General features: G+C 37.4%; 19 protein-coding genes. 14 read left to right on the plus strand and 5 right to left on the minus strand.

From position 1 onward, the window contains the following. Positions 1 to 41 precede the first annotated feature (41 nt). Positions 42 to 1,097: an aldose epimerase family protein gene (locus NST66_RS07870; RefSeq protein ID WP_340843250.1), complete on the plus strand. Its 1,056-nt coding sequence runs from the start codon at positions 42 to 44 to the stop codon at positions 1,095 to 1,097. Positions 1,098 to 1,159: 62 nt separating this feature from the next. Here NST66_RS07870 and NST66_RS07875 read toward each other — a convergent pair whose 3' ends face one another. Beyond that, positions 1,160 to 1,285: a hypothetical protein gene (locus NST66_RS07875; protein ID WP_013056562.1), complete on the minus strand. Its 126-nt coding sequence runs from the start codon at positions 1,283 to 1,285 to the stop codon at positions 1,160 to 1,162. A gap of 65 nt (positions 1,286 to 1,350) precedes the next feature. After that, positions 1,351 to 1,773 (minus strand): CBS domain-containing protein, encoded by a 423-nt coding sequence (locus NST66_RS07880; RefSeq protein WP_013056563.1) that lies wholly within the window; start codon positions 1,771 to 1,773, stop codon positions 1,351 to 1,353. 216 nt (positions 1,774 to 1,989) lie between these two features. Here NST66_RS07880 and NST66_RS07885 point away from each other — a divergent pair, with 216 nt between their 5' ends. Next, positions 1,990 to 2,454 carry a hypothetical protein gene (locus NST66_RS07885; RefSeq protein WP_088048962.1) on the plus strand — a complete coding sequence of 155 codons (465 nt, stop codon included), beginning with the start codon at positions 1,990 to 1,992 and terminating at the stop codon, positions 2,452 to 2,454. A gap of 202 nt (positions 2,455 to 2,656) precedes the next feature. Here NST66_RS07885 and NST66_RS07890 read toward each other — a convergent pair whose 3' ends face one another. Next, positions 2,657 to 3,889, minus strand: a complete 1,233-nt coding sequence (locus NST66_RS07890; RefSeq protein WP_221814857.1) for a cytochrome P450 — start codon at positions 3,887 to 3,889, stop codon at positions 2,657 to 2,659. 267 nt (positions 3,890 to 4,156) lie between these two features. Here NST66_RS07890 and NST66_RS07895 point away from each other — a divergent pair, with 267 nt between their 5' ends. Beyond that, on the plus strand, positions 4,157 to 5,053 hold the full coding sequence (locus tag NST66_RS07895) for a TetR/AcrR family transcriptional regulator (RefSeq protein WP_340843252.1): 897 nt from the start codon (positions 4,157 to 4,159) through the stop codon (positions 5,051 to 5,053). A gap of 265 nt (positions 5,054 to 5,318) precedes the next feature. Here the strand turns inward: NST66_RS07895 and xylR are convergent, their stop codons facing one another. Then, positions 5,319 to 6,476: a transcriptional repressor XylR gene (xylR, locus tag NST66_RS07900; RefSeq protein WP_340843763.1), complete on the minus strand. Its 1,158-nt coding sequence runs from the start codon at positions 6,474 to 6,476 to the stop codon at positions 5,319 to 5,321. Positions 6,477 to 6,710: 234 nt separating this feature from the next. Between xylR and xylA the strand changes: the two genes are divergently transcribed. The 9 genes from xylA to NST66_RS07945 all read left to right on the plus strand — a co-directional run bounded on the left by xylA (position 6,711) and on the right by NST66_RS07945 (position 17,741). Continuing rightward, on the plus strand, positions 6,711 to 8,048 hold the full coding sequence (gene xylA / locus NST66_RS07905) for a xylose isomerase (RefSeq protein WP_071275398.1): 1,338 nt from the start codon (positions 6,711 to 6,713) through the stop codon (positions 8,046 to 8,048). A gap of 58 nt (positions 8,049 to 8,106) precedes the next feature. Then, positions 8,107 to 9,609: a xylulokinase gene (gene xylB, locus NST66_RS07910; RefSeq protein WP_340843253.1), complete on the plus strand. Its 1,503-nt coding sequence runs from the start codon at positions 8,107 to 8,109 to the stop codon at positions 9,607 to 9,609. A 301-nt stretch (positions 9,610 to 9,910) separates the two neighbouring features. After that, positions 9,911 to 11,332: a D-xylose transporter XylE gene (xylE, locus tag NST66_RS07915; RefSeq protein WP_340843254.1), complete on the plus strand. Its 1,422-nt coding sequence runs from the start codon at positions 9,911 to 9,913 to the stop codon at positions 11,330 to 11,332. Between the two features lie 737 nt (positions 11,333 to 12,069). Next, on the plus strand, positions 12,070 to 13,008 hold the full coding sequence (locus NST66_RS07920; protein WP_412762437.1) for a ubiquinol oxidase subunit II: 939 nt from the start codon (positions 12,070 to 12,072) through the stop codon (positions 13,006 to 13,008). Between the two features lies 1 nt (position 13,009). Further along, positions 13,010 to 14,977, plus strand: a complete 1,968-nt coding sequence (gene qoxB, locus NST66_RS07925; RefSeq protein WP_165635849.1) for a cytochrome aa3 quinol oxidase subunit I — start codon at positions 13,010 to 13,012, stop codon at positions 14,975 to 14,977. A gap of 1 nt (position 14,978) precedes the next feature. Continuing rightward, a complete protein-coding gene (gene cyoC, locus NST66_RS07930; RefSeq protein ID WP_098626744.1) occupies positions 14,979 to 15,578 on the plus strand; it encodes a cytochrome o ubiquinol oxidase subunit III in 600 nt (199 codons plus the stop codon). Continuing rightward, positions 15,579 to 15,875 carry a cytochrome o ubiquinol oxidase subunit IV gene (cyoD, locus tag NST66_RS07935; protein ID WP_033578712.1) on the plus strand — a complete coding sequence of 99 codons (297 nt, stop codon included), beginning with the start codon at positions 15,579 to 15,581 and terminating at the stop codon, positions 15,873 to 15,875. It begins immediately after the preceding gene. 150 nt (positions 15,876 to 16,025) lie between these two features. Continuing rightward, on the plus strand, positions 16,026 to 16,520 hold the full coding sequence (locus NST66_RS07940) for a universal stress protein (protein WP_026106550.1): 495 nt from the start codon (positions 16,026 to 16,028) through the stop codon (positions 16,518 to 16,520). A gap of 336 nt (positions 16,521 to 16,856) precedes the next feature. Continuing rightward, positions 16,857 to 17,741, plus strand: a complete 885-nt coding sequence (locus NST66_RS07945; RefSeq protein ID WP_048021377.1) for an SDR family oxidoreductase — start codon at positions 16,857 to 16,859, stop codon at positions 17,739 to 17,741. 43 nt (positions 17,742 to 17,784) lie between these two features. Here NST66_RS07945 and NST66_RS07950 read toward each other — a convergent pair whose 3' ends face one another. After that, positions 17,785 to 18,687 carry a COX15/CtaA family protein gene (locus NST66_RS07950; RefSeq protein ID WP_014460550.1) on the minus strand — a complete coding sequence of 301 codons (903 nt, stop codon included), beginning with the start codon at positions 18,685 to 18,687 and terminating at the stop codon, positions 17,785 to 17,787. A gap of 391 nt (positions 18,688 to 19,078) precedes the next feature. Here NST66_RS07950 and NST66_RS07955 point away from each other — a divergent pair, with 391 nt between their 5' ends. Together NST66_RS07955 and NST66_RS07960 are read left to right on the plus strand one after the other, a co-directional pair. Continuing rightward, positions 19,079 to 20,515, plus strand: a complete 1,437-nt coding sequence (locus NST66_RS07955; RefSeq protein WP_182028656.1) for an NAD(P)-binding domain-containing protein — start codon at positions 19,079 to 19,081, stop codon at positions 20,513 to 20,515. 37 nt (positions 20,516 to 20,552) lie between these two features. Beyond that, positions 20,553 to 20,879 (plus strand): Na-translocating system protein MpsC family protein, encoded by a 327-nt coding sequence (locus NST66_RS07960; protein WP_014460548.1) that lies wholly within the window; start codon positions 20,553 to 20,555, stop codon positions 20,877 to 20,879. The last annotated feature ends 41 nt before the right edge of the window (positions 20,880 to 20,920 follow it).

Genomic DNA, 20,920 nt, shown 5'->3' on the forward strand with positions numbered 1-20,920 from the left:
TAAGAAATTTACGAATAAAAAGAGGATTGGACTGATTAAAAATGAAAGTGAATTTTGAAAAATTTGGCGAACTAAACAATCAAGCTGTACATGCTTATACCTTATTAAATGATGAAGGGCTTAAAATCACCTGCCTTGACTATGGATGTGTGATATCAAATATTGAAATGCCGGATTCGGAAGGGAAGATTGAAAGTGTTGTGTTGGGATTTGATTCAATAGAAGAATACCAAAAGTATTCTCCTTATTTCGGAGCTGTGGTCGGACGCGTAGCGGGGCGTATAGGTGGAGCAGCCTTTGAGCTTAATAATGAAACCTATCGTCTAGAGAAAAATGAAGGAAACAACCATTTGCATGGCGGATCAGAAGGATTTAGTCACAAAATATGGAATGCCAAAACAATTGATGCAAGTGATCATGTAGGCGTTGAATTTACATATGTAAGTAAAAACGGAGAAGAAGGGTATCCCGGCAACCTTGAAGTGAAAGTGACGTATACATTAACGAATAAAAATGAGTTCCATATTTCTTACGAAGGAACAACAGATCAAGATACTCTTATCAATTTAACAAATCATACGTATTTCAATTTAAGCGGAAATCTAAAAGAAACGGTGTTGGATCATGTTTTGAAGCTGAAAAGTAACGAATTCTTAGAGTTAAATGATGATCTTTTACCTACTGGAGAAATGTTAAACGTCACAGATACCCCATTTGATTTTAGAGAAGGACATAGTCTCAAGGAAGGAGTGGAATCCACCCATCCGCAAAATGTATTAGTGGGTAAAGGATACGATCATCCATTTCTTTTAGAAGCAGAAGCTGAAAATCAGATGTCATTATTTGATCCTGCAAGCGGCCGCAAAATAGAAGTCAAAACGGATCAGCCTTCAGTCGTTCTCTATACGGGAAATCATCTAGACGAAGAGTTCGAAATTAGAGGGGTTTACTCAGAGAAATACCTTGGCGTTTGCTTAGAAACACAAGGTTTGCCAGACGCTATTCATCATAAGCATTTTCCTTCTTGTGTATTAAAGCCCGGTGAGAAGTATGAAGCATATACTCACTATACATTTATAACTGATCGCCGCCTGTAACAAAGCGGGATGATAAAAAGGATTACAAACGAGCCTCTGCCGATTGTAATCCTTTTTTATTGTTATTTTTTCTTTTGGCTTTTGGCACGATTAGCGTCAAGCTCAGCCGCATATTCCTCTTGAGACTTTCCTTGCTTTTGACTCTCAGATTGAATCTTTTTAAATTTGTTATCGTTTAAATTTGGCATATTAGCACCTCCTTGCAGACAGGGTTATTTTGTACAAGCATTAAGGATTTATATGCTAAAAAGTTTTAATGAACTTGATTAGAAATTTCGCTTAATGCCGCACCGGCTTCATCAACATATACGTTCACTGTCGCAAGGTCGCCGATTGCACAGATTCCAACCATATTATTATTCTCCACTACAATAATGCGGCGAATTTGATGGTCAGCCATCATACGTGCACACTCATGAATATCCGTATCCGGAGAACACGTAATTACATCTTTAGTCATACAATCATGGCAATGCACAGTGTTGCAATCTTTTCCATCCGCTACGCAATTTAACACGATATCACGGTCTGTGATCATTCCCATTACTCGATTTTCTTGACACACCGGCACAGAGCCACAATTAATATCACGCATTAATTTTGCAGCTGCTGTTACTGGGTCGTGCGGTGCACAAGCTTTCACATCTTTAGTCATAACTTCACGTACTGTAGTCATTTTTAATTCCTCCTTTTAAACATTCACCTCCGTATTTTCTCCATGCACATGCAGAATATGAGAATCAATAATTTCCTGAAAGCAAAAAATCTTGTAATAAAAGGTGAATAAAAGAACTAACGCAGTGTAATAAACACATAAAAAAGAGCCTATTACACAAACTAAAGAGAATATGATTTAGCTTACATTTTCGTAACGGCAGGAGTTGGGTACATAATGAAAGGAAAGTTAACGCTTTGGGCAGTACTTTTATTGCCTTGGCTGTCTATAGTAAAAGTTGATAAATTTGTCTTTAAAAGATACCTACCTGTTTTAACATTTAGTTCATTAGTTATTGCTTTTATCAGTGAGTTGTCTAAAAGCTTTACATGGTGGAAAGTGAGGAAACCTCTTTTCCCTAAACTTTCAAGCGACGTTTCTTTTATATTTGGACCGTTTTTTATAGCTAATTTTTGGGTATTCAAACTGACCTATGGGAATTTCAAAAAATATTTGTTAATTAACGTCCTGTTTGACTATCTATTTGCTTATCCTTTGACCAGTCTGGCAGAAAAACTGAAGGTATATAAAATGGTAAACATGACGCGCTTTCAACTTTTTCTCATCTCGATTGCGACTGCTTTTATTAATTATTTATATCAGTATTTTATAGAAGATGTAATAAGGCAAAGAAGGCAATAGCTGATAGTTCGTTAACGAGCTCATCGGCATTTAAGTTTCGCTTACTGCCAATTGTAAATGGTATTGAAGGCCTTCAAGTGTAGTACATAAATACTTAGCAAAGATACTAAAAGGCCAATAAATAACGGAATAACAAAAAGAGAAGCGTGACGGAGAAGGTAAATCTCTTTCACGTTTCTCTGCTTTATTACGTACATAACCTTTATTTGTACACCGTCATGGGCAAGTATGTTAAAGATTGACCTGTAGCTGAAGCTGTTAAATGCGGTTCTAATTCAAAACCTTCAAATGGTTCGATATGAGAAAAGGCCTCTAAAAATGCTTCTAAGATAATTGTCATTTCAAGTCGGGCAAGAGGGGCGCCCAAACAAAAATGAGGTCCGTTTCCGAATGTTAAGTGCTTTTTATTAGTTGGACGATGAATGTCTACAGAAAAAGGGTTTTCAAACATATTTTCATCCATATTACACGCACTCATCCACGCAATAACGACATCTCCTTTTTTTAGTTTAACGCCTAATAGCTCGTTATCTTGTTTAACCGTGCGATCTCGTCTGGAGATATGAAACCGATATCGAAGCATTTCTTCTACTGCTTTTGGAGCTAATTCTCTATTGCTTCTCAGCTCGCTGTATAACGACTTGTCGTCATATAAGAAAGAATAAAACATATTTGCAATGGCGTGACTTGTGGTTTCAACGCCTGCACCTAGAAGCAGCATGGTAGCGTGCACAATTTCTTCATCTGTGAATGTTTCCCCATCAACTTCCGCTTGAATTAAGTCTGAAATAATATCATCAGAAAGGTTGGAGCGCTTTTCAACGACAATCGGGTAGAGATATTGAAAATATTCAGCTCCTGCACGTTGCTTTTCTTGTTCAATCTCTTTTAATCTTTCCTGGTCATAAGGCTGAAAAAGAATATCTACCCACTTTTTGAACTGATATCGGTCTTTTACCGGTACGCCGAATAAATCTGCTATAACTAAACTAGGAAAAGGAGAAGACAAATCTTCAACAATATTAATAGTTGAATTCTTTTGTATCTCTTCTACAAGGTCTGCTGCAATTTGTTTGATTCGCGGCTCCCAGTTCTTTAAACTGCGAGGAGTAAAGGCGGCAGCAAGCAAAGATCGCGCTTTCCGGTGGTCAGGAGGATCTAAGTTTGTAAGGTTGGTGATTGGAGATGTGCTTTTTTTCTTGCTATTATCTCCAACAAAAATAGTGGTTCTTTGTCCATCGCTTGAAAAAAATTCGTAGTTGCTCAAGACTTGTTTAACATGTTCGTATTGGAATACATTCCATGTGTTTGTTTCTTCATGAAAATAAACGGGGGAATTGTTTAACATTTCTTTATACCATTGGATAGGGAAAAACTCTTCTGCACGTGATTGAAATTTTGGAATTTCTGTCACGGGAATGACTTCTTTGTTCATATGATCTTATTCCTCCTTCAGGATAGGTATAGATGTGGAATTTACTAGCTACATAGCGCTCAGTAGTTGTCACTTGCTAGATAAATAATTACTTTGTCGAATTAACCTATACTATTAGTACATTTTTATACTCTATGTATAAAAATGTACTAATAGTATATAATTATTTTTACTTGGTTATCAAGGAAAAAGGATAAAATTCACGTAGGAAAAGGCAGATAAGTTATACTAAATAAAAAGTAAATTGTAAACAGAGGAGTAACAGCAATGAATCAAAAACAGCTCGATATTTTAGGGCATACGCACCAGCTTTTTATGGAAAAAGGATACGTAGACACTTCGGTACAAGATATATTAGAAAGAAGCGGGATTTCAAAAGGAACATTTTATAAATATTTCTCATCTAAAAGCGAACTGCTTATCTCATTACTTTCGTCTCTGCAAGAATCGCTTATTCTACAAAGAGAAAAAGTAGCCATTGAATATAGAGAGGATAATCAGAAGGGATTTCAAGAACAGATGATCTTTATGTTGAACTTTGCAGAGCAAAACAAAATTCCTGAAATGATTGAAAGTACACTCGTTTTAAATGAAGTTAAAACATTTCATTATATAGAGGAATTAAAAGCTGCAACATTCAACTGGATATATGAACGTTTTCAGCAGATTTTTCCGTCTAAGACTTCTCCTTATTTATTTGATGGAGCTGTGCTGCTAGAAGGAATGCTTAACAATATGTTTAAAATGAACAAAGCGCTGGACTATCCATTACCTATTGAACAAATTGTCCGTTATTGCATGAAGCGTACAGAGGAAATCATAATCGAAGTAGCAGAACAAAAAGAACAGTTATTTAACCCTTCCGTTTACTCTGCGGTATTTAATAAGAAAACAGAAAGTCATTTTTCGACAGATCTGACGCGTGTAACTGCGAAGTTAAAACGGGTGATTGAAAATAAACTAACAAATGAAGAGGAAAGAAAGAGAAGTCTAGAATTTGTTACGTTTATATCGGATGAATTACTGCAAAATGATACGGAGCCTCGCACATTTATCATTCAGAGTTCTCTTTTATCGCTAGAGAAAATCAATACTCTCATACAGACCAAAGAGCTAGAGGAATATAAGGAAGTCATAACTACTCTGACAAGACATGATTCATAATTTGAAAAACAGGTAAACTAACCCAAAAAGCCAGACTCTCCGTAGTTTAGAAAAGAGCAGGTTGCTAATAACATATAAACAGCCAGTTGCCGTTATGATAGGTGACTGGCTGCATGGGATGAAAAGGTGAGGGTGGAGACAGACATAACACTCTTAATAGAAGAGGGTAATTCTTCCCTTTTATAGAAAATCAATTAATCGAAAGTAGCTCCTTCATTCTTAAGATCAAACGTGATATAGTTTGCTAACCTTTGCGTTCGCTTAACTAACTTATAGGGGTAACACTTAAAAAAGAATTAATAACGATAGAAACCGCTCCTAAAGCAGGTGCATTTTTTCCTAACGAAGAAGGCAATAGTTCACATTTATTCTCTAAATGAGAATGGACTCTAGAAGAAACTTCGTTTTTAATCGTATTTAAAACAATGGGATGAGATTCAATTATATGATTTCTCAAGATAACAGCTTCTACATCAAATGTATTAAGAATATTGGTTAATCCAATTCCGATATAAAAGCCAAAGTTTTGAAGTGCATTTAACATTTCTACATCATTTTTATTTGCGCGTTCCACAATCTCTTTTCGAGAAATATTCTTTTCTTCTTTAGAGAGCGAAGCCAGTAACGCTTTTTCAGAAGCATATAATTCCCAACAGCCTCGATTTCCACAGCTACATTTGGGTCCATTAAAATCTATCGTCATATGACCCATTTCCCCAGAAAAACCCTGAACACCTTTATACAATTCGTTGTTAATAACAAGTCCAGTTCCAATTCCGACATTAATACTGATGTAAACGATGTTTTCATAGTTTTTTGTCATACCAAATACTTTTTCACCGTATGCTCCTGCATTAGCTTCATTTTCAACAAAAACTGGAACATTAAACTCACTCTCAACTAAAAACTGCAAATCTTTGATATTCCAATTTAAGTTAGGCATGAAAATAATTTGCTGATGACGATCTACAAGACCTGGAACACAAATTCCTATTCCGACTAGACCATAAGGGGACTCAGGCATATAGGTTACAAAACCATGAATAAGTGCAAATAAAATCTCTTTTACTTCACTAGCGGAAGAACTAGACAAGTCAGAAGTCTTCTCGAGAATAATATTTCCTTCTAAGTCGGTTAGAATTCCGTTAAGATAGTCGACTCCTATATCAATACCAATCGAGTAGCCTGCATTCTTATTAAAAACAAGCATTACAGGTCTTCTGCCGCCTCTAGATTGCCCTGCCCCAATTTCAAAAATAAAATCTTTTTCAAGCAGGGTATTTACTTGGGAGGAGACAGTTGACTTGTTTAATCCTGTAATCTCAGAGAGAGTTGCCCTGGAGACAGGGGAGTTCTTTAAAATTTCATCTAATATTAATTTTTGATTCATTTTTTTTACTAAAGCTTGATCTGCAATTTGAATAATAACCACTCCTTTGTTTATCTATCGAACTAAGTTGGTGTTTTTTGAAGGTTGAATTAGATATTTAAAAGTATCATATCTAATATTATAACTAAATTTTCTAAAAAAAACATTGAAATAAACATTTATTTTGTATATGATGAGATAAAGTTAGTTTATTGGATAAACAAACTAACTCAAATAAGATAGTTGATGGATAAACTTGTTCACTTAAATCAAAGGGGGAAATGACAAATGGTCCAAACTAGTACTAATAAAATTAATTTTTTTGAAAGCGCAAACAAAGTTTTATATGAAGGTAAAGATTCTAAAAATCCTTTAGCTTTTAAATACTATAACCCTGAAGAAGTAGTAGGCGGTAAAACGATGAAAGATCAGCTGCGTTTTTCTGTTGCTTACTGGCACACGTTTACAGCAGATGGTACGGATCCTTTTGGCGCAGCTACTATGCAAAGATCTTGGGATAGATATGATGGAATGGATTTAGCAAAAGCGAGAGTTGAGGCAGCTTTTCAACTTTTTGAAACATTAAATGTTCCATTCTTCGCATTTCATGATCGAGACATTGCTCCTGAGGGCAGTACGTTGCAAGAAACAAATAAAAATCTTGATGTTATCGTCACTATGATCAAAGAATACATGCAAACAAGTAACGTAAAGTTATTATGGAACACAGCGAATATGTTTACAAATCCCCGGTTCGTTCATGGTGCAGCTACTTCTTGTAATGCAGATGTATTTGCTTATGCGGCGGCTCAAGTAAAAAAGGGGCTTGAAACAGCAAAAGAACTAGGCGCAGAAAATTATGTATTCTGGGGCGGCCGTGAGGGATATGAAACACTGCTTAACACAAATTTACAGTTAGAGTTAGATAACTTAGCCAGATTTATGCATATGGCTGTAGATTACGCAACCGAAATTGGATACACGGGGCAGTTTTTAATTGAACCTAAACCTAAAGAGCCTACGGCACATCAGTATGATACCGATGCAGCAACAACTATTTCATTTTTAAGACAATACGGATTAGATAAATACTTCAAACTTAATCTAGAAGCTAACCACGCAACGTTAGCTGGGCATACATTTGAACACGAATTACGAGTAGCTAGAGTACAAGGCTTATTAGGATCAGTGGATGCAAACCAAGGTGACCCTCTTTTAGGCTGGGATACAGATGAATTCCCAACGGATTTATATTCTACAACGCTAGCAATGTATGAAATCCTGCAAAATGGAGGGCTGGGCAGCGGAGGATTAAACTTTGATGCTAAAGTACGCAGAGGTTCTTTTGAACAAGACGATTTACTCTATGCTCATGTAGCAGGAATGGATGCGTTTGCTCGAGGATTGAAAGTAGCACATAAATTAGTAGAAGATCGTGTTTTCGAAAATGTTATCAACGAGCGCTACGGCAGCTTTAAAGAAGGAATTGGGCTTGAGATTGTAGAAGGAAAAGCTAACTTCCATACATTGGAGCAATACGCGTTTAAAAATCCGAATATTATGAATAAATCAGGAAGACAGGAACGATTAAAGGCTATTTTAAATCAATATATTTTGGAAGTTTAAAGAACAAACGAGAGTAGAAACAATTTCTACTCTCGTTTATAAACGCGGAGGTATGAAGATGAAATATGTAATTGGAATTGATCTAGGAACAAGCGCCGTAAAAACGGTTTTAGTTGATACAAAAGGCGAGATTTGCGCTGTGGTTTCTAAAAATTATCCTCTCCTTCATGAAAAAACAGGGTATAGCGAACAGAATCCAGAAGAATGGGTTCAGCAGACGGTTAGTGCTTTAAATGAATTAATTGCTAATGCTAATATAAAACCCGAAAATATAGAAGGAATTAGTTATTCTGGACAGATGCATGGCCTTGTGCTGCTGGATAAAAACTATAACCTATTACGTAACGCCATTTTGTGGAATGACACAAGAACAACAGAACAATGTCATCATCTCTATAAAGTGATTGGAGAAAAACGTCTTTTAGAAATAACAAAAAACCAGGCTTTAGAAGGATTTACTCTTCCTAAGTTATTGTGGGTAAAAGAGTATGAACCGGAGATATTTGAAAAAACAGCTGTATTTATGCTGCCCAAAGACTATTTGCGTTTTAAGATGACCGGCTTGATTCATAGTGAATATTCAGATGCTGCCGGTACATTATTATTAAATATCAGCAAGAAAAAATGGGATGAAGAGCTTTGTCAATCAGTAGGAGTTAATATTAACCTTTGTCCGCCACTAGTTGAATCTAATGAATGCATAGGCAATATTAATGAGGAGTTCTCTCAAAAAACGGGATTAGCAACTTCAACGAAAGTATTTGCAGGCGGGGCTGATAATGCTTGCGGAGCAATCGGCGCCGGCATTTTATCATCAGGGGAAACACTATGTAGCATTGGGACATCTGGGGTTGTTCTTTCTTATGAGGAACGAAGCGATAGAGACTTTGGTGGAAAAGTCCACTATTTTAATCATGGAAAAGAAAATGCCTTTTATACAATGGGCGTTACATTATCCGCTGGTCACAGTTTAAGCTGGTTTAAGGAAAACTTCGCAGAAAACGATACGTTTGAAGAATTGTTGGCCGACCTAAAAAATGTCCCAATCGGCTCAAAAGGCCTTTTATTTACCCCTTACTTAGTCGGGGAACGTACACCGCATGCAGATGCTACGATTCGCGGAAGTTTTATAGGGATGGATGCCTCTCATAAAAAGAGAGACTTTACGCGGGCAGTTATTGAAGGGATTACGTTTTCATTAAATGAATCAATTGAAATTTTCCGAGAAAACGGAAAGGAAATTACGTCTATTGTATCAATCGGCGGGGGAGCAAAAAACGATCACTGGCTTCAAATTCAAGCAGACGTTTTTAATGCAAAAATCGTAAAGTTATCTACTGAACAAGGCCCAGCGTTAGGAGCAGCCATGCTAGCAGCTTATGGCTGTGGCTGGTACAACTCATTGGAAGAGTGTGCAAACGTATTTATTACGTCTTCAAAAACATATTATCCTAACGCAGAACATGTACAAGTCTATAAACAGCTTTATGAATTATATAAAGAAGTATATCTTCAAACATACGACCTAAGTAAAAAGCTAGATGAATTTAAAGGGAAGTAATAGATTACAAAATATACAACCTTACTTTAAAAAGGAGCCTCATATGAAAGTAGCTTGTATTATTTGATTATGGTTGTATATCGATATACCTGACACAAAAGGAAGTATGGAAAATGCTGTAGTAAGATTTGATTCGATAGAAAAATACGTACGTTAGAGGGGAGGATAAGAGCAGTTAGTCCAATAGACGACGAAAATTTCTTTTGTGTTCCAAGAATTTGAAAACGCATTCAAATAAGTACGAACTCAGTTAGAAATAGAACTTCTACTGTTACTCTTAACTAACTGCTTTTAACAACGCATGAAACAAAATCGAAACTCATTATATATTTTTTCTATTACCTTAGTTGCCGCTATCGGAGGGTTACTGTTTGGATATGATACAGCTGTAATATCTGGAGCTGAAGAATCATTAAAGGTGTATCTTATTGACAGCTTAGGGTTGGGATCTTTAGCACACGGTGTTACTGTATCAAGTGCTTTAATAGGATGTATTATTGGAGGGTTGGTATCTGGTTATTTTGCGACGAAACTAGGACGCAAACAATCACTTATACTAGCAGCTATTCTTTTTATAGTCTCAGCGTTAGGCGCTTCTTATCCTGAGTTTTTATTTTTCACAAAAGGGGAACCGACACTCTCTTTGTTACTAGCTTTTAACTTCTACCGCATTATAGGTGGGATTGGTGTTGGCTTAGCATCAGCCATTTGTCCCATCTATATAGGGGAAATTGCACCGGCAGATATTCGCGGCAGATTGGTATCGTTCAATCAATTTATGATTATTTTTGGAATGTTAGTCGTTTACTTCGTGAATTGGGGTATTGCAAATGGGGAAACCTTAGAATGGATTAATGATGTAGGTTGGAGATATATGTTTGCTTCAGGAGCTATTCCAGCTTTACTCTTTGCAGCACTCTTGTTTTTAGTTCCTGAAACGCCTCGCTACTTAGCTATACAGAATCAAGACCAAAAAGCTTTAGCCATACTAACCAAAATTAATGGATCTTCAGAAGCGAAATCAATTTTAGAAGATATTAAACAAACAATTTCTACCAATGTTTCATCTGAAAAATTATTGGCGTACGGAAAATTAGTTATCGTTGTAGGTATATTGCTTTCTGTATTTCAACAGTTTGTAGGAATAAATGTAGCTCTATATTATGCTCCGCGTATTTTTGAAAGCATGGGAGCAGCTAAAGGTTCTTCTATGCTGCAAACCATTATTATGGGATTAGTAAACGTTATTTTTACAGTAATTGCAATTTTGACGGTTGATCGTTTGGGAAGAAAACCTTTATTAATAACAGGGTCTATCGGAATGGCCATTGGAATGTTCGGTGTAGCAAGCATGGCTTTTTCAAACATCATTGGTATAGGGACGCTTGTATTTATCATTATTTATACAGCTTCCTTTATGATGTCATGGGGACCAATTTGTTGGGTGCTCATTTCAGAGATTTTTCCTAATAAAATTAGAGGTCGTGCTGTAGCCATTGCCGTAGCTGCTCAATGGGCAGCTAACTATTTTATTTCCTCTACGTATCCTGTGATGATGGAATATAGCGGAGGATTAACATATGGTTTCTACGGTTTAATGAGTGTACTTTCTGCTTTATTTGTTTGGAAATTTATTCCTGAAACAAAAGGTAGAACTCTTGAACAAATGGAAAATATGTGGAGAAAAAAACAAGAGGCTTCAAAGAGTAAGAAGGCCATATAACCATTAAGCTTTTGCTTAGAGGAAAGATGAATATAAAACTTTCAAAAACACCTAAACTATCTTTAGGTGTTTTTAATATGTAACCTTTATGAAGAAAGTGGATAGCTTTTTTAAAGGATATTGCTATAGTGATAAGCCTCTTTAAAAATAGAAATATAGTTTTTTTATGAGGAGTGTTTTATCGTAAATATAAATAACGGTGCAATGAATTTACAAAAAATCTGGGGGGCATCCGCTATATACGGAATATCCTAAAGAATTAAAGTATGACCATGCTTCATGGGTTCCAACGTATCGGAATCAGAAAATGATTGATTGGATGTTTCAGCAAGTAAAGCAAACAAACTAGTAAGAAATAAAGCTCCATACTTCATTACTCCCAAAAAGCTCTTCCAGTTAATAAGAACTGGAAGAGCTTTTTTACTTTTATCAGAATCTACGCGCTAGGAGAAAGATATTTCACACCACATTTAACCAAATATGTGACGAAATTATGGTAAAGCCATTTAAACTAAATAAAAATTGCTTCAAGTGTGAGAAATATCACACCTTTTAAACATACAACATGATAATTTTTTAGGAGTAAGCAATATGTCATGACAAACTTCAATATGTTAGGAGGTTTTTAGCCTTTTAATCTGTTGAGATGCATCTCTAATATGAACGTTTATATACCATTATTATGTACAGAGATTTAAAGGAAGGGAGCCTGAGCTGAGGTGAGAAAGCAAAAATCAATGCATATTGGCAAGTTAATCATTCTCTCCGTATTCATCACAATTTTTTTAGCAGGCTGTGATAGTCGTTATTTGATTTTAAATCCACAGGGGGCGGTAGCTCAAAAAGAATACCAGTTAATTATTTTTTCCATAATTTTATGCGCAATTGTCGTTATTCCTGTTTTAGGTCTGCTTGTGTATATCGTTTTACGCTACCGTGATAAGCCTGGAAACAAGGCTCCGTATCGACCAGATTGGGACGATAGCAAGCGTCTTGAATTTATTTGGTGGGGCATCCCCATTATTATTATCGGCATTTTAGGTTTCGCTACGGCCAAAACGACTTATGAATTAGTAGATCCGCCGAAAAAAGATGTAAACCCGCTAACAATTGAAGTAACATCCCTTGACTGGAAATGGTTATTTCAATATCCGGATCAAGATATTGCGACAGTGAACTATGTCAACATTCCAAAGAATGTGCCCGTTCAATTCGTGCTAACGTCAGATGCACCTATGAATTCCTTTTGGGTACCGGAGTTGGGAGGACAATTATATACCATGCCGGGAATGGCCATGGGGCTTTGGCTACAAGCTAATCACAAGGGAGAATATTTTGGTTCGGGTGCTAATTTTACGGGTGAAGGGTTCGCTCATATGAACTTTAAAGTTAAATCTACATCGACAAAAGAATTTAATCAGTGGGTAAAGCAAGTGAAAGAAACATCACCAGCTTTAACAAAAGCTGATTATAACAATCTTGCCAAACAAGGTCTTTCCTTGGAAAAATCGTACTCTACCATTCCTAAAGGTTTGTTTCAAGAAATTGTTATTAAAAACGGTGGTCAATATTATAGTCAGCATCACCATATGAAAAATGAAGACATGAAGACTATGAATGTGGATTCTGAAGAACAAGCACATACACAGCATGAGCACCAGGAAGGGGGAAACTAAGTTGTTAGACAAATTAAAAGATTTTTCATCTCATTTTTTTGTGACTGGAGAACCGATGATTTATGGAGCAGATGTCGCCATTTTGTTAACACTAGCCGGTATTATTTTTGTTCTTACGTATCTTAAAAAATGGAAGTGGCTATGGCGTGAGTGGCTCACAACGGTGGATCATAAAAAAATTGGAATCATGTATATGCTTTCTTCATTGTTAATGCTGTTTCGAGGCGGAGTAGATGCATTATTGATGCGTATGCAGCTAGCATTTCCCCAGTGGCATTTTCTAGATTCTAATCATTACAATGAAATTTTCACTACGCACGGAACCATTATGATTCTATTTATGGCAATGCCGCTTATGTTTGCTTTCTTTAATATCGTTGTGCCGCTTCAAATTGGAGCAAGAGATGTCGCCTATCCTTTTTTAAACGCGGTAAGCTTTTGGCTATTTTTCTTTGGCGCCATGCTTTTCAATTTGTCGTTTGTAATCGGAGGATCGCCAGATGCAGGGTGGTTGAGTTATCCGCCGCTTTCTGGCATGCAGTTCAGTCCTGGACCAGGTCAAGATTTTTATATTTGGGGCATTCAAATATCAGGTATTGGCAGCTTGGCTTCTGGAATTAATTTTATTATGACCATTTTAAAAATGCGTGCGCCTGGCATGAAACTTATGCATATGCCGCTATTCACGTGGTCTGTTCTAGCAAGCTGTATTATTATCATTTTCGCGTTTCCTGTATTAACCGTAACGCTTGCTTTATTGTTTATTGACCGCTTCTTTGACGGACACTTGTTTACCATGACCGGCGGTGGAAATCCGATGATGTACATTAACTTAATTTGGATGTGGGGACATCCTGAAGTGTATATCGTTGTACTTCCTGCATTTGGCATTTTTTCTGAAATCGTTGCAACGTTTTCTCAAAAGAAGATATTTGGCTATAAATCTATGGTTTTTTCAATGATGATTATTAGCGTTCTATCGTATTTCACATGGGTGCATCATTTCTTTACGATGGGTGCAGGTGCTAATGTAAATGTGTTTTTTGCTATTACGACGATGGCTATCGGAATTCCAACGGGTGTTAAAGTGTTCAACTGGTTATTTACAATGTTCCGCGGCCGTATTCAAATGACCCAGCCGATGCTATGGACAATTGCTTTTATCCCGTGCTTTGTTGTGGGAGGAGCAACGGGTGTTATGCTTTCAGCAGCTCCCGCAGACTATCAGTATCATAATAGCTACTTTTTAGTTGCACACTTTCACCAAGTGTTAATCGGAGGCGTTGTATTCGGCTTCTTTGCAGGTTTGTACTATTGGTGGCCAAAAATGTTTGGCTTTAAGTTAAATGACCGTCTTGGCAAATGGGCATTTTGGACGTGGAATATTGGCTTTTATGTATGCTTCATGCCTCAATATGCACTAGGGTTTATGGGAATGACGCGCCGTATTTATACGTACGATTTTGACATGGGATGGGGACCGCTGAACGTTATCTCTACAGTGGGAGCCTTCTTTATGGGCATAGGGTTTATCTTTCAAGCATGGCAGATTCTTCATGGCATTAAGTACGGAGAACGAGATGTAACAGGAGATCCTTGGAATGGCCGCACATTAGAATGGTCCATTCCTTCACCTCCGCCGCACTACAATTTTGCAGTGATTCCAACAGTAACCGGGCAAGATGCGTGGTGGACGATAAAAGAAGAAAGAAAAAAGAAAAAAGCGAAGGAAACAGCGGCTTTTTCTCCAATTCATATGCCTAAGAATTCAGGTATTCCATTTATCATGTCGATTTTCTGGTTCATTGCTGGTTTTGGCTTAACGTTCCACTGGGTATGGGTGGCGATATTCGGTTTGACAGGAGTAGGAGCTTGTTTACTAGCTCGTTCTTTTCAATACAACTCGGACTATTATATCCCTGTGGATGAAATTCGACATACAGAAAATTCAGTAGGGAGGGTCGGGTAACATGGCATATGCGACAGCGCACCACGAAGAACATCATCATGAACATGATGAAGAAATCAAGGTTATGGGTTTTTGGCTTTTCCTCGTAACGGACTGCATCTTATTTGGAGCATTATTTGCTACGTATGCTGTTCTTGTTAATCATACTGCGGGAGGCCTTACGGGAAAGGATTTTTTTGAAGTTCCAGGATTTGTTTCTGAAACGTTTATCTTATTAACGAGCAGCTTTACGAGCGGATTAGCTGTATTAAGCATGCACAAAGGAAAAATAAAGCCTTTAATTGGCTGGCTAATCGTAACGCTGCTTTTAGGTGTATGCTTTGTTGGCCTTGAAATTCATGAATTTCAAACAATGGTTCACGAAGGAGCAACCATTTCTACGAGCGCATTTTTTACGGCTTTCTACACACTAGTTAGTACACACGGGCTGCACGTTTCGGTTGGAATCATTTGGATGATTTCAATTACAATCCAGTTAAAACGATACGGAATTACCTCTATAACAAAACGAAAAGTGACGATTATCAGCTTATACTGGCATTTTCTTGATGCTGTCTGGATCTTCCTTTATACGGTTGTGTATTTAATGGGGGTGATGTAGATGGAGAACCACGGGTCGTTAAAAGCTTATACAACCGGATTTATTTTCTCAATTATTTTAACCGTTATTCCTCTGCTGCTGGTATTAAACCACGTACTTGCTAAAAATATATTACTAGCTAGCATTCTAGGAATGGCCGTGCTTCAATTTTTCGTTCAATTGTTTTTCTTTATGCATATTAAAGACGGAGAGAAGCCTCGTTATAATGTGATGGCTTTGATACTTGGAATCGTTTTTGTTATTACGATTGTAGCAGGATCTATTTGGATAATGACTTTTAACTCTCAAGTTCAATAAAAATGGAGCCGTGTACGATGTGCGCGGCTCCATTTTTTATTAATTTCTATAACTTGTGATAAAAATCACATACTTTCGCTTGCGCAAGAAGTACAATAAAAGTGTAGCAAAGAAAGTTCTTTATAAACGAATGTTAAAGGAGAGATTATGATGAATATGGCTTATCGTAACATCCTCGTAGCAGTAGACGGTTCTGTAGAAGCGGAGTGGGCATTCAAAAAAGCAGTTAACAGTGCGAAAAAAAATAACGCTCATTTGATAATTTGTCACGTTATCGATATACAGGCGTTAAGTCCATCACCTTATGCATTTTATACGGATACACGCTTTCAAGATGCAGAGAAATTTGCTGAAGAACTTTTAACCAACTATAGTAACCTAGCCATTAAGGCTGGAGTAACGAAAGTCGAGACCTTAATTGAACACGGTTCTCCTAAAACAAAAATATCTAAAAAAATTGCTCCCGATAAGCACGTTGATTTAATTGTATGCGGTGCAACCGGGTTAAACGCGGTAGAGCGTATCTTAATCGGAAGTGTATCTCAGCATATTTTACGCTATGCCAAATGTGATGTGTTAATCGTTCGCACGCCTAAAGAAGCTGAAGAGGAATCAAAGCCTTTACAAGTAGAACTAACAGAGTAGCAGGCACAGACGAGAAATAAAACTTGTTGTGTACAGCAAAATAAAAAGCTCTCACCATTTATTTAAAGAGAGGGGATAAACGTATTTTAGTTAAAAGAAGATCCGAACAAGGAGTCAAGGTTCTCAAGAGAGAACGTGACTCGTTCGGATTTTTTTATTGTGATGGTGAATGTAGTTTTCATGTATCCAGCTGTTGATTGAAGGGGAATGGCAGAAAGAAAGGTGAGGATAGTAGAGCACATCAAACATGTTTATGAAAGAAGAAGAGGGGAAGAACAAGCATATAGAAAACTTTTCCTTAGTTGGTTAAGGTTGATTTATAAAGGAGTGACGAATATGTCAAAGTTAAATAATCCATTAACTCAATATTTCCATGAAGACTATCCAAAGCAGTATCAAGAACCGCCTGGTGTACAAAAAGAAATGAACGTCATCCCAGACTGCGGGGAGAACAGTTACATAGGTGCAGGTAAATTAAAAGGCAGAAAAGCTCTTGTAACAGGTGGGGATTCAGGTATTGGCCGAGCAGCAGCTATCGCTTATGCAAGAGAAGGAGCGGACGTTGCGCTTAATTACTTGCCACAAGAGCAAACTGATGCAGAAGAAGTAAAAAAGCTTATTGAGGCAGAAGGCAGAAAAGCAGTACTCATACCTGGTGATGTAGGCGAAGAATCTTTTTGCAAGGAGCTAGTAGAAAAAGCTTATAAAGAATTAGATGGATTAGACGTTTTAGCGCTCGTAGCAGGTAAACAGCAGGCAGTAGAAGATCTTGCTGATTTAGAAACGGATCAGCTGCGCAAAACCTTTGAAGTAAATGTATTCTCTTTATATTGGACCGTAAAAGCAGCGCTGCCTTATTTACCGGCAGGTGCTTCTATTATTACCACAAGTTCTGTACAAGGCTATAGCCCAAGTCCTAATTTATTAGATTATGCAGCTACAAAGTTTGCCATTAACGGATTCACTCGCGGACTAGCCAAGCAATTAGCTCCAAAAGGTATTCGCGTTAACTCCGTTGCTCCAGGACCTATCTGGACGCCGCTTCAAATTTCTGGAGGGCAGCCAAGCGACGCTATTCCAGGCTTTGGACAAGATACACCTTTGCAGCGTGCTGGTCAGCCGGTAGAGTTAGCAAATGTATACGTATTTTTAGCTTCAACGGATGCAAGCTACGTAACAGCTCAAGTTTACGGAATTACAGGCGGAATAGAACTAGCTTAAAACAAAAAACACGTGCAGTTATGAACTGCACGTGTTTTTTGTTTTATCGTCTTTTACCTTTTAAAGTTTGTACACAAATGTAGCTAAGCGTAGCGAATAACGCTGTAATAAATGCCGAGTGAGACAGTGTAGCAAAGACATTTAAACGAGACATGACAACAAAGATACCGCTAAATATTTGAGCAAAGGTTAAAGCAACTGCAATGATGGACGCGTAGTAAATATCACGGCGAGTTTCTTTATACTGTTTGATAGCAGATACCATAATCCAAATGATAAGAACAAACAGCACAAGAGCAGCAAATCGGTGGGCAAAGTGAATGCCTGTTGTTCCTGATAGCTTTGGAATAAGAGTGTTGCCATAACAAGCCGGAAAGCTTGTACACGCTAAGCTTGCACCTTTGTGACGCACATATGCACCTAAATAAATATCGCAGTAGGTAAATATAAGCGTAAACCATGCGAGCCATCTAAATTTGCCTGTAACGGCTCCTTTAATAAAATGATCCGAACGGTCCTTTTGAATAACAAATATTGAAAGTAAAAATACACCGGTAAACGCAATAAGCGAAAGACCGAAATGCAGGGCTAGCGCCTCAGCTGACTGAGGCCAGATAACGGCAGAAGCCCCGAGCAACGACTCGATAACGATAAATGCAATACTCATGATCGCTAAAATTTTCACTTCACGGTTTCTGCGATAACGAATCCAAGCCCAAATAGAAAATGCTAAAACAAGAAGACCTGCAAATGCGGTAATCAAACGATGCGTATATTCAATCATTGTTGCTACTGCGTATTCGGGTATTAACTGCCCGTTACACAATGGCCACTCGTTTCCGCACCCTAATCCAGATCCTGTGGTTGTGACCAGACTGCCGGCAATCATTAAAATAAACATAACAATCGTTGTAAATATAGCTGTTATTTTAAATAAATTTCTCATACGTTGACTCCCTTTGTTGAGTTACTAATTATGACTATAGATTTGATGAATACGATAGTCAAGTAGTAGAGCGTAATTAACAAATAACTGTCACAAACTCGCACATGTTTTCCTTAAAGTTGATGTCAGAAAAGCTTTCTTCACTAAGCTTTGTAATGGTTTTTTCCTTTTAAACAATGTAAATATGCTTTCATACATAAGATATAAAAAATTATATTAGTGATTTTATACAATTTGCAAAAAAAACTTTAGAGAGAATGGAGATACAATCATATTCCAAAAGTGATAATATAAATATAAATCAAATGATGTTATAAAACCTATCATTTTATGTTAGATATAAAATAAACTTTTTTATCACGGAGAAACTTTATTGAAAGGAGAGATAACGATGAGCTTAGAAGCTTTAAATAAAAGAGTAGAAACCGATCTTTCTTACCTTTCTTTCAGGAAACCAACAGAAGTACAGCCAATTATCCCTAAAAGTGGACACGTATACGATGTAATCATTATTGGAGGAGGTCAAAGCGGTTTAGGAACGGCTTTTGGCTTGCTGCGAGAACGCGTGGCAAATATTCTTGTTATTGATGAAAACCGTTCGGGTTTAGAAGGTCCGTGGGAAACGTATGCACGAATGATTACGCTGAGAACGCCCAAAAACTTAACATCTATCGATTTAGGTATGCCTTCGCTTACGTTTCAAGCGTGGTGGGAAGCACAATTTGGCTCAGAGGGCTGGGAAGCTCTTGACAAAATTCCAAGAGGAGACTGGATGAATTATTTACGCTGGTACCGGAGTATTCTTAACCTTCCTGTGGCAAATGAAATAAAATTAACGTTAATTGAGCCGACGGAAACAGGTATTCATCGCTTGCATATTGAAGGAAATGGAGCTGCATGTCCTACACTGATGGCACGTAAAGTTATACTAGCTACAGGAATTCAAGGAGGAGGAGAGTGGCATGTCCCGCCTATGATTTCTGAAAAATTGCCGCCTCATCTTTATTCTCATACTTCACAAACGATTGATTTTACTACGTTAAAGAACAAAAAAGTAGCTGTTTTAGGAGGAGGAGCTTCGGCGTTTGATAACGCCAACTATGCGCTTTCCGAAGGAGTTGCTGAAGCTCATGTATTTGTTCGACGAAAAGAACTTCCGCGTATTAATCCAATCAGACAAATGGAAGCTTCAGGAATGATTGAGCGTTTTCATGCTCTGTCAGATGCTGAAAAATATGAAGTAATGGCTCATTTTTTCGAATACAATCAGCCGCCTACGAATGATACATTTGGACGCGCTTCCTCATGGCCAGGTTTTCATTTGCACGTACATGCACCGTGGCTCGATGTCGAGGGAAAACAGGACAAAGCAGTTGTAACAACTCCTCAGGGAGTCTTTACATTTGACTATTTAATTATTAGCACAGGCCTTCTAACAGATCCGGCTCTTCGTCCAGAATTACGTCTTGTTGAAAAACACATCGCCCGCTGGAGCGATCATTACAAAGCACCGCATGAAATTGCCAATCCAGTATTGGATGCCCACCCTTACCTTAGTAATGGCTTTGCTTTTTCAAATCGCAATGGGGAAGGTCAAAAAATGGTATATGGCCTTTTTGCTTTTAATTATTCTGCTTTAATTAGCTGTGGAATTTCTGCTTCCGCTCTTTCAGGGCTGAAATATGCGATACCGAAGCTCGTATCAGAAGTCGCCAATCAGCTTTTTATTGATAACCGCCATGAGAATTTAACCAATTTCTTTGACTATAATGAGCCTGAATTTATCGGCAGCTGGTCAAAAGACGCTAATCAAGTGAAAACAACATAATAAAACTACATTTTTAACAATGAAAAAGGTGAAGCATATGGAGCCGATCTCTAAAAAGAAGATAGCTACTTTGTATACTCAAATTAGCCAAGAAATTTTTAATGTAGGCGTGAATACTCAAAAAATAGATATTATTGATAATAAAATTCTTATACTAGCTCAATCAAAAAGAATGCCAGCGCTAGACGCCCTCAGTGAAGAATATAAAGAATTAGTGATGTCTCTTGATGCGGCTTTGTCGACTAAATATAAAAAAATGCTAAAGCAAAAAGTGGAGCTATTATTCGATATCCAGGTCACTTCTTTATTTAGAGATTATGATCCTGCTACTGAGAATTCTTGTACGGTTATTTGCTTTAAATAACTTCTCTATATAAATGGCAAAACGTTCGATGAAATCGTTTG

The sequence above is a fragment of the Priestia sp. FSL W8-0524 genome (assembly GCF_038005965.1).
GTDB lineage: Bacteria > Bacillota > Bacilli > Bacillales > Bacillaceae_H > Priestia > Priestia zanthoxyli.

Coding starts and splice junctions, on each gene's coding strand:
- NST66_RS07870 (WP_340843250.1), top strand. CDS start 42: ATGAAAGTGAATTTTGAAAAATTTGGCGAACTAAACAATCAAGCTGTA.
- NST66_RS07875 (WP_013056562.1), bottom strand. CDS start 1,285: ATGCCAAATTTAAACGATAACAAATTTAAAAAGATTCAATCTGAGAGT.
- NST66_RS07880 (WP_013056563.1), bottom strand. CDS start 1,773: ATGACTACAGTACGTGAAGTTATGACTAAAGATGTGAAAGCTTGTGCA.
- NST66_RS07885 (WP_088048962.1), top strand. CDS start 1,990: ATGAAAGGAAAGTTAACGCTTTGGGCAGTACTTTTATTGCCTTGGCTG.
- NST66_RS07890 (WP_221814857.1), bottom strand. CDS start 3,889: ATGAACAAAGAAGTCATTCCCGTGACAGAAATTCCAAAATTTCAATCA.
- NST66_RS07895 (WP_340843252.1), top strand. CDS start 4,157: ATGAATCAAAAACAGCTCGATATTTTAGGGCATACGCACCAGCTTTTT.
- xylA (WP_071275398.1), top strand. CDS start 6,711: ATGGTCCAAACTAGTACTAATAAAATTAATTTTTTTGAAAGCGCAAAC.
- xylB (WP_340843253.1), top strand. CDS start 8,107: ATGAAATATGTAATTGGAATTGATCTAGGAACAAGCGCCGTAAAAACG.
- xylE (WP_340843254.1), top strand. CDS start 9,911: ATGAAACAAAATCGAAACTCATTATATATTTTTTCTATTACCTTAGTT.
- NST66_RS07920 (WP_412762437.1), top strand. CDS start 12,070: ATGCATATTGGCAAGTTAATCATTCTCTCCGTATTCATCACAATTTTT.
- cyoC (WP_098626744.1), top strand. CDS start 14,979: ATGGCATATGCGACAGCGCACCACGAAGAACATCATCATGAACATGAT.
- cyoD (WP_033578712.1), top strand. CDS start 15,579: ATGGAGAACCACGGGTCGTTAAAAGCTTATACAACCGGATTTATTTTC.
- NST66_RS07940 (WP_026106550.1), top strand. CDS start 16,026: ATGAATATGGCTTATCGTAACATCCTCGTAGCAGTAGACGGTTCTGTA.
- NST66_RS07945 (WP_048021377.1), top strand. CDS start 16,857: ATGTCAAAGTTAAATAATCCATTAACTCAATATTTCCATGAAGACTAT.
- NST66_RS07950 (WP_014460550.1), bottom strand. CDS start 18,687: ATGAGAAATTTATTTAAAATAACAGCTATATTTACAACGATTGTTATG.
- NST66_RS07955 (WP_182028656.1), top strand. CDS start 19,079: ATGAGCTTAGAAGCTTTAAATAAAAGAGTAGAAACCGATCTTTCTTAC.
- NST66_RS07960 (WP_014460548.1), top strand. CDS start 20,553: ATGGAGCCGATCTCTAAAAAGAAGATAGCTACTTTGTATACTCAAATT.